The sequence below is a fragment of the Desulfocurvus sp. genome, from assembly GCF_023230885.1.
Classification (GTDB): Bacteria; Desulfobacterota; Desulfovibrionia; order Desulfovibrionales; family Desulfovibrionaceae; genus Desulfocurvus.
The window spans coordinates 1-8,376 of the sequence record NZ_JALNWM010000154.1; the positions used below are offsets into that span (position 1 = coordinate 1).

An 8,376-nucleotide genomic window follows, 5' to 3' on the forward strand; every position below is an offset into this window, starting at 1 on the left:
AAGAGCTTTTCCTTAAAGAACCGCCGTTGATTCGTCAAGTGGGGAGTCGGGCGCCCGGGACGGGCGGAAACGGGCCCGCGCCCGCCGGGGCGCGGCCGTCCTCGCTCCCGGGCGCCGGGGAGGTTTTTCGCCCGGGGCGGTCCGGCCATTGCGGCGGGCATGGCGGACGGCTGGCGGGAGGGCGGATATGCGCCCCGCCCCGGACGGCCCGGATGTGCCCGGCCCGAAAGGCCCCGGGGGCTTCCGGCCCGCCTCCGGCCCGTCCCTGGCCCGGGACGGCAGATGAAACGCCTGGCCTCGCTTACGCGCCCGGGCGGGCGCGCGGACCGCCCGGCCCGCGCCCCGTCCCCGCGCCCCACGGCCCGGCCGGGAGCCGCCTCGCGGCGGAGCCCCGGCCGGGCGCGGGGGAATCAGCGCAGCCCCATGGGATGGTGGGCGCTGTCCTCGGGGGTGTAGTCCGTGCCCACATGGCACAGTGCGCAGTTGCCGTCCTTGCCCAGCTGGGCGTTGGTGCCCGTGTACTGCATGGGCTGGATGGAGTCGCGGTTCCTGCCGTAGCCGGAGTCCTCGCGCGCGGGGTAGGTGGCGTGAGGCGCGCCGTGGCAGGCCGGGCAGCGCAGGGCGTCCATCTGGTCGCCACGCACGCGGAAGAGCTCGCCCGGGCCCGAAGTCCACTGGCCGAAGGTTTCGAACTCCTGGGGCGGGGCGAAGTCGCGGTGGCAGTTCAGGCAGTCGGGGCTGTTGACCCAGGCCTGACGCGCGGGCACCTGGTCGGCGGAGTCCACGCCGCGCACGGGCAGCCTGGCCAGGAGCTTGTCCATGCCGGGGACGCCGGCCTCCTGCTGGCCGCGCACCAGGCTCCGGGCGTGGTCCTCCAGGGGGCCGTGGCAGTTCAGGCAGGTCATGCCCAGGGCGTCGTGGTGGTCGCGCAGGCAGCGGGTGGGGCCGTCGGGGTTGTTGGGATGGCAGGCCGCGCAGGCATCCTCGCCGCGGTCGGTCAGGTAGTTGGCGTGCCAGCCGTGGATGGCGGCGGACAGGCTCGGCATGCCGGGCTTGCCGGCGGCGCCCAGGGCGGCGTCGGGGTGGCAGCTCTGGCAGAGTACGGCGTTGCCCGCGCGGGCGCGCTGGAGCAGGTCGGTGTTGTTGATGCGGTCGTGTACGGCGAGCACGTCGGTGCTGGTGGGATCGGTGAATCCGGCCACGCCGTCCACGCGCCAGGTTCCGCCGTGGCAGTTCTTGCAGCCCATTTCCGAGGAGGTGGGCGCCACCACGCGGGTGGTGGCCAGCAGCCTGCCGCTCGCGGTGTCGCGGGCCTCGATGGTGAACACGGGGTAGGGGTTGAAGCCGCCGCCGTCGGGGTAGGGCACCACGGGGATGGCCGCCGCCTCGAACAGGCGTTCCCCGGCGTGCAGGTCCATGGTGCCGGACAGGCCCTTGCCCGTCAGGCCGACGTTGTCCGGCAGCTCCTTGCCGAAGAGCTTGTCCTCCACCTCCCAGAAGCGCACATGGGCCGAGGGGTTTTCGAAGCCGGGCTCGACGGCGTAGGTCACGGTGACACCTTCGGTGACCAGCTCGGGCGAGGGGCCGCGGCGCACGAGCTGGCAGCGCAGGTCGTTGGCCGGGGGCAGCAGGATCCAGTAGGGCTCGGAGTCGGACAGGCAGTGCATGCCCAGGGTGTTCCAGGCCAGCAGCACATATTCGTCGGCGTCCTTGTCGAAGGCGGGGATGTCCACCTGGCCGCCGGGCGGGTTGAAGGCGGTCTCGTAGGCCGGCTTGTCGGCGCCGTGCAGGCCGACCACCAGGAAGCGGGCCAGGGCCATGCGCTCGTCGCGGGTGCCCAGGAAGGGCGGCATGTAGTCGCGGATCTTGCCCTGGCCGTCGAGTTGGGCGTCCATGCCGAAGACGCTGTACTTGGCGGTCAGGGGCCGGATGTCGTTGGAGGGGCCGTCGATGCTGTGGCAGGCCTGGCACTGGCCCATGAACAGCTCGCGCCCGGCCTCCAGGGCGTTGGCCTCGGTGATGTCCTTGTGCCTGGCCCAGGCGGTGCTCGCCAGCCAGCCAGCCTCGTTGATGGCCTGGGCCTGGGCCACGCGGGCCTGGTTGGAGTAGATGTGCCCGGCGATGACGTAGGGCCTGCGGGCGGCCTCGCGGGTGTATTCGAATCCGCCGATGTAGACCAGCCCCAGGGCCAGCAGGACCACGGCCACGGGCTTGCGCACGGCGTCGGCGCGCGGGGCGGCCATGACCAGGGCCAGGGCCATGATGGCCGGGCCGCTGATGAACAGGGCGCGCACATAGCCGACCATCTCGGGGTTCCAGCCGGCGACCATGACCTGGCGTCCCTCGGGCAGCGCCGCGTAGCACCACCAGCCCGCCGGGACCATGAGCACCAGGGGGATGCAGGTCCACTTGGCGGTGTAGCGCATGAGGGAGTCGCGGACCTTGGGGTCGGCCATGCGCGTGGCGGTGAAGAAGCCGAAGAGCCCGGCGATGGAGAAGCACATCATGGAGCGGAAGGCCAGCTGCGGCCAGAAGGCGGGGTTGAAGAACCCGTCCCAGAAGCTCTGGGTCTCCAGCCAGCGCCCGGGCAGGAGCATGGCGCCGATGATGCCGTTGATGATGAACAGCGACATGAAGCCGAAGGCGAAATAGATCCAGCCCACGGTGAGGTGCTCGCGGCGGCGCATCTTGCCGAAGGTGTAGTAGTACACGAGCAGGGCCACGATCTCGCCCAGGAAGAAGACCCACTCCGTGGACCAGGCGAAGGTGAAGGCGCGGATGAGGGTCAGGGTGGCGGTGGGGCTGGTCAGGGCGATGATGAACCAGATGGCCACGCCGGTCAGGCTGCCGAAGACCATGGTCAGCAGCAGGAAGAACAGGGTGTGGCGCTTGGCGTAGGCCAGGATTTCCGGGGAGTTCTCGCGGTGGCCCTTGAGCTCGGTCAGGGGCAGGAACAGCCCGCCGCCCACGGCGAAATGGGCCACATAGACGTGGATGACGGCGATCCAGGCGATGAGCACGCCCCCGCCGAAGAAGGGCACGTTCCAGATGGGGTAATCCATGGGTTACGCCTCCTTTCCGGCATTGCGGGCCAGCTTGAGCACATAGGCCACCACGCCGATGCCCAGGACCAGGGCCACGAGGAACATGGCCAGGGGCGAGTACTCCCCGCGCGAGGGCACCTCCCAGGCGCGGTAGAAGTCCTCCAGATAGGATATGCGCATCAGCTCGCGCACGCCGACCATCATGGCCGCCGTGAAGACCACGGCCACGGCGCCCAGCCCCGGGCGGCGGGCCAGCCCGGCGTACAGGACGGCGGCCACCCCGAGCATGGCGGCGGCGAAGAAGGCCGTGTGCGCGCCGCCGCCGCCCAGGAACAGGAGCATCACGTCGTGGCGGATGGTCAGCAGGAACCAGGGGCCCACGGCGAGCTGGGCCACGGAGGCCAGCAGGAACCAGCGCATGCCGCGGCGCACATGGGCCTGCGCCCCGGGCCGCGCGGCGCGCTCGCCCCGGCTCCACAGCAGGGCCACGGCCAGCCCGCCCACGGCCAGCGAAGCCAGCAGGAAGTGGCTCACGCGCGGCAGAAGGCTCGGGTCGGCCCAGTTGAGCACGGTGCCCCGGTCGTTCTCGAAGTAGGTCAGCCAGCGGTCGGGCGTGAGGAACATGGTCAGGTTGTTGACGAAGAAAAAGGCCACGGCGGTCATGCAGGCGGCGGCCAGGAGCAGCACCAGGGTCCTGGCCTGGCCCAGGCGCTCGTAGCGGAAGTCGAACAGGTAGGCCATGTAGTAGGCGAACATGACCAGGAATGGCACCGAGAGCCAGAACCAGCCCATGATGATGTCGCTTATGTAGAAGAAATGGCCGTAAAGCACCTGGAGGAAGAGCAGCGGCACGACCCCGAAGTTGACCGTGAAGGCGATGGTCGTGGGCAGCTTGGTGGAAATGGCCCGCGCGGGCGGGTCGTCCTTGCCGCCCAGCCCGGCGACCAGGGCCATGACCGTCGTGCCGAGCATGACGTTCACAAGCAGGATGTGCACCAGGAATCCCAGGCTCAGCAGGGCCTGGAATATCCACCATTGCACCTGGTAGGGCTCGGTGGCGGGGATGAGGGTGGTCGGGTCCATGGCGTCCGTCCTTTCTCCCAGGAATTTGGTCGGTTATTTGGGCGTATTCCTTCCATCCCATACCCTTGGGCGGAAAAAAGGACAACCAGTTTTGCGCACGAAATGGGAGCTTGAGTTTCCGCGCCAAATCGCTACAGTCCGGGAAGCGACCACGCCCCGCGCCCGGACGGCCCATGAGCGACACTCTTTTCCTGATACTGGACATCGGCAACACCAACATCAAGGCCGCCCTGGCGGCGCCCGGCGGGTCCATCGGCCCGGCGTGCGCCGTGCCCACGCGCCCTGGCGCCCCGGCCCTCGGCCCGGCGCTCGTGGCCCTGTGCGCCGGGGCGGGCGTGGCCCCCGGGGCCCTGGGGGGCGCGGTGGCGTCGTCGGTGGTGCCGTGGGCGGACGAGGCCGTGGCGGCCCTGGTGCGCGCCGTCGCGGGCCTGGAGCTGCGGTTCGCCCCGCGCGACCTGCCTTTCGGCTTTTCGAACATGGCCGCCATCCCGCCCAACGTGGGCGCGGACCGGCTGGCCGGGGCCTTCGGCGCGCGGGTGGCCCTGCCCGATGCGCCGGGGCTGGTGGTGCTGGATTTCGGCACGGCCACCACGGTGGACTGCGTGCGCGGGGGCGAGTACCTGGGCGGGCTGACCTGCCCGGGGCTGCGCACGGCGGCCGACGCCCTGACCGAGGGCACGGCGCTGCTGCCGCCCCTGACCCTGGCCCTGGACGAGCCCGTCCTGCGCCTGGGGTTCGACACCATGACCAGCCTGAACCAGGGCTTCCTGTTCGGCTTCGCGGCCCTGGCCGAGGGGCTGGCGGCGCGGCTGACGGCCCTGCTGGGCGTTCCCGCGCCGGTGGTGGCCACGGGCGGGCTGGCGTCGGCGGTGGCGGCCCTGTGCCCGGCCATCGGCCATGTGCGGCCCGCGCTGGTCATGGAGGGCCTGTGCGCGGCCCTGGCCCTGGCCGGGGGCGAAGCGAGCTTTCGAACCGGGGCGCCGTGACGCCCCGTCCCGGCGCGTCCGCGCGCCGTACACACGCAGCCATCCTCAAGCAAGGAGAGCACCCATGAGCACGATCATCAATGTCTGGGCCCGGGAGATTCTCGACTCGCGCGGCAACCCGACCCTGGAGGTCGAAGTGACCACCGACTCCGGGGCCACGGGCGTGGCGGCCGTGCCCTCGGGCGCCTCCACCGGCACCCGCGAGGCCCTCGAACTGCGCGACGGCGACCCGGCGCGCTACGGCGGCAAGGGCGTGCAGAAGGCCGTGGAGAACGTCAACGGCGAGATCGCCGAGAACGTGGTCGGGCTGGACGTGCTGCGCCAGGTGGCCCTGGACAACGCGCTCATCGACCTGGACGGCACCGAGAGCAAGTCGCGCCTGGGCGCCAACGCCATGCTCGGCGTGTCTATGGCCGCGGCCCGCGCCGGAGCCCGGTTCATGGGCCTGCCGCTGTACCGCTACCTGGGCGGGCTCAACGCCAAGGTCCTGCCCGCGCCGCTCATGAACATCGTCAACGGCGGCGCCCACGCGCCCAACAACCTGGACATCCAGGAGTTCATGATCGTGCCCCTGGGCGCGGACACCTTCGCCGAGGCCCTGCGCATGGGCGCCGAGACCTTCCACAACCTGAAGAAGATCCTGGCCAAGGACGGCCACGTCACCAGCGTGGGCGACGAGGGCGGTTTCGCGCCCAACCTCGCCAGCCACGAGGAGGCCTTCGAGTACATCCTGCGCGCCATTTCCGCCGCGGGCTACGAGCCCGGGCGCGACATCGCCCTGGCCATCGACGCGGCGGCCAGCGAGTTCCACCGGGACGGCCGCTACAGCTTCGCGGGCGAGAAGCGCGTCTTCTCCAGCGCGGAGCTCGTCGACTACTACGCCGACCTGTGCTCGCGCTTCCCCCTCATTTCCATCGAGGACGGGCTGGCCGAAGGCGACTGGGACGGCTGGAAGGCGCTGTCGGTCAAGCTGGGCGAGACCATCCAGCTCGTGGGCGACGACATCTTCGTCACCAACCCCGAGATCCTGGCCCGGGGCATCGAGGAGGGCGTGGCCAACTCCATCCTCATCAAGCTGAACCAGATCGGCACCGTCACCGAGACCCTGGACACCATCGAAATGGCCCGGGGCGCCGCCTACACCACGGTCATCTCCCACCGCTCGGGCGAAACCGAGGACCACTTCATCGCCGACCTGGCCGTGGCCGTGAACGCCGGGCAGATCAAGACCGGCTCGCTGTCGCGCTCCGACCGCCTGGCCAAGTACAACCAGCTGCTGCGCATCGAGGAGGACCTGGAGGACGACGGCCTCTACTTCGGGCCCATCATGGGCGAGCAGTGGTTCGACATGGACTAAACAAGACGACCCGCAACGACGCGGGGCGCGGGAGCACAACAGGCCCGCGCCCCGCTCCCTTTTTGTTGCCAGAACCCCCCAACCGGAGGCGGAACATGATTCTTCTGGACGGCAAGGCCACCGCCGAGGCCATCCGCGCGGAACTCAAGACCAGGGTCGACGCCCTGCTCCAGGCCCACGGCCGGGCCCCGGGGCTGGCGGTGATCCTCGTGGGCGACGACCCGGCCAGCCAGGTCTATGTGCGCATGAAGGAAAAGGGCTGCGCCGAGGCGGGCGTGGTGTCCTTCTCGCACCGCCTGGAGGCGACGGTGTCCCAGGGTGCGCTGGAGGCGCTCATCGACCGGCTCAACGCCGACCCCGCCGTGGACGGCATCCTCCTGCAACTGCCCCTGCCCCGGGGGCTGGACAGCCAGGCCTGCCTGGAGCGCATCGCCCCGGACAAGGACGTGGACGGCTTCCACCCCGAGAACATGGGTCGGCTGGCCCTGGGGCTGCCCGGCTACCGGCCCTGCACCCCGGCGGGCGTGGTGGAGCTGCTGCGCCGCCACGGCGTGACCACGGCGGGCAAGCGTGCGGTGGTCCTGGGCCGCTCGAATATCGTGGGCAAGCCCATGGCGCTCATGCTTCTGGAATACGGCTCCCACGGCGACGCGACCACCACGGTGGTCCACTCGCGCACGCCCCTGGAGGTCCAGCGCGCCTGCTGCCGCGAGGCCGATATCGTCGTCGCCGCCGTGGGGCGGCCGCTGCACGTCAAGGCCGACTGGATCAAGGACGGCGCCGTGGTGGTGGACGTGGGCATCCACCGCACGGCCACCGGGCTTGTGGGCGATTGCGACTTCGAGGCCATGAAGGACAAATGCGCCGCCATCAGCCCCGTGCCCGGGGGCGTCGGGCCCATGACCATCGCCCAGTTGCTGACCAACACGGTGGCCGCCTGCGCCGCGCACCTCGGGGCCTAGCTTGGCCGGGGGGGCGCCGGGGCGGTCCCGGCGCCCGGCGGCTAGGATTTGCGGAAAAGCTGGCGGCGGACCATGGAGTTGATGTAGCCGTCCTGGGCGAGGTCCAGACTCCGGGCCGCGCACAGGGCGGGGTAGACGTTGTTCCAGTTGTCGCGGTTCTTCTCGCCCCGGCACACCAGCGGGAACCAGAGCACGCCCCACAGCCCCAGGCGCGGCCTGCTCCAGTCCACCAGCAGGAAGAGCCCGCCGGGGCGCAGCACCCGCGCGGTTTCGGCCACGGCCGCCCGGCGCACGGCCGGGGGAGTCTCGTGCAGGGCCATGGAGGTCATCACCAGGTCGAAGTGGCCGTCGGGGTAGGGCAGCTCGTCCATGGACCCCCGGCGGAACTCCAGGGCGCAGGCGTGGCCCCCGGCCTGGGTGCGCGCGTAGGCGAGCTGGTCTTCGGAGAGGTCCAGCCCGACGATGGCGGCGCCGGGGGCGGCCCGCTGCGCCAGGGCCAGGCTGAGGGCCCCCGGGCCGCAGCCCAGGTCCAGGGCGCGCATCCCGTCGCCCAGCTCCAGATCGCCGAGCCCCCGGCGGTAGAATTCCGGGCCCATGCCGAACAGCGCGGCCCAGCGGCGATAATGCTTCCCGCCCCAAAGCCCTTTGAATTCCCTGCCTTTTTCGTTCATTGTCACCTCTCAGTGAATTTGATTCTCATTTGCGAATATGCCTTCTTTTCCGTCCTGTCAAAGACTGCGGAGTCCAGCCGGGGCAGCCGTCCTTCGGGAGCTTTCCGTCCGCCGCCCTCCTGCTGTCTTTCCACCGCCCGTCGCCCCGTCGACTTTTCCCGCCCGCTCCAGGGGCCCACGGCTCCTCCACAGCCTCGCCTCCACTTCCGCGCTCGGCGGAGGGCAGCTGCCAGTTGAAGCCCACGGCCCCCATTGCCTTTCCTTCGCTTCCCG

General features: G+C 70.7%; 6 protein-coding genes. 3 read left to right on the forward strand and 3 right to left on the reverse strand.

Features of this window, described 5'->3' with window-relative positions:
• Positions 1–410 precede the first annotated feature (410 nt).
• Both M0P34_RS11215 and M0P34_RS11220 read right to left on the reverse strand, forming a co-directional pair.
• Positions 411–3,062: a cytochrome C gene (locus M0P34_RS11215; RefSeq protein WP_291499088.1), complete on the reverse strand. Its 2,652-nt coding sequence runs from the start codon at positions 3,060–3,062 to the stop codon at positions 411–413.
• Between the two features lie 3 nt (positions 3,063–3,065).
• On the reverse strand, positions 3,066–4,127 hold the full coding sequence (locus M0P34_RS11220; protein ID WP_291499090.1) for a hypothetical protein: 1,062 nt from the start codon (positions 4,125–4,127) through the stop codon (positions 3,066–3,068).
• A gap of 173 nt (positions 4,128–4,300) precedes the next feature.
• On the opposite strand from M0P34_RS11220, the gene M0P34_RS11225 reads away from it, so the two are divergent.
• From M0P34_RS11225 to folD, 3 genes are all read left to right on the forward strand, one after another.
• Entirely contained in the window at positions 4,301–5,113 is an 813-nt protein-coding gene (locus M0P34_RS11225) for a type III pantothenate kinase (RefSeq protein WP_291499093.1), read from the forward strand.
• 64 nt (positions 5,114–5,177) lie between these two features.
• Positions 5,178–6,470: a phosphopyruvate hydratase gene (eno, locus tag M0P34_RS11230; protein WP_291499095.1), complete on the forward strand. Its 1,293-nt coding sequence runs from the start codon at positions 5,178–5,180 to the stop codon at positions 6,468–6,470.
• A 95-nt stretch (positions 6,471–6,565) separates the two neighbouring features.
• A complete protein-coding gene (folD, locus tag M0P34_RS11235) occupies positions 6,566–7,432 on the forward strand; it encodes a bifunctional methylenetetrahydrofolate dehydrogenase/methenyltetrahydrofolate cyclohydrolase FolD (RefSeq protein ID WP_291499096.1) in 867 nt (288 codons plus the stop codon).
• 41 nt (positions 7,433–7,473) lie between these two features.
• On the opposite strand, the gene M0P34_RS11240 is transcribed toward folD, so the two are convergent.
• Positions 7,474–8,103, reverse strand: a complete 630-nt coding sequence (locus M0P34_RS11240) for a class I SAM-dependent methyltransferase (protein WP_291499104.1) — start codon at positions 8,101–8,103, stop codon at positions 7,474–7,476.
• Positions 8,104–8,376: the final 273 nt, after the last annotated feature.

Bases quoted from the DNA above. Each gene is read 5' to 3' on its own strand.
- M0P34_RS11215 (WP_291499088.1), bottom strand. From the start codon at position 3,062: ATGGATTACCCCATCTGGAACGTGCCCTTCTTCGGCGGGGGCGTGCTC.
- eno (WP_291499095.1), top strand. From the start codon at position 5,178: ATGAGCACGATCATCAATGTCTGGGCCCGGGAGATTCTCGACTCGCGC.
- folD (WP_291499096.1), top strand. From the start codon at position 6,566: ATGATTCTTCTGGACGGCAAGGCCACCGCCGAGGCCATCCGCGCGGAA.
- M0P34_RS11220 (WP_291499090.1), bottom strand. From the start codon at position 4,127: ATGGACCCGACCACCCTCATCCCCGCCACCGAGCCCTACCAGGTGCAA.
- M0P34_RS11240 (WP_291499104.1), bottom strand. From the start codon at position 8,103: ATGAACGAAAAAGGCAGGGAATTCAAAGGGCTTTGGGGCGGGAAGCAT.
- M0P34_RS11225 (WP_291499093.1), top strand. From the start codon at position 4,301: ATGAGCGACACTCTTTTCCTGATACTGGACATCGGCAACACCAACATC.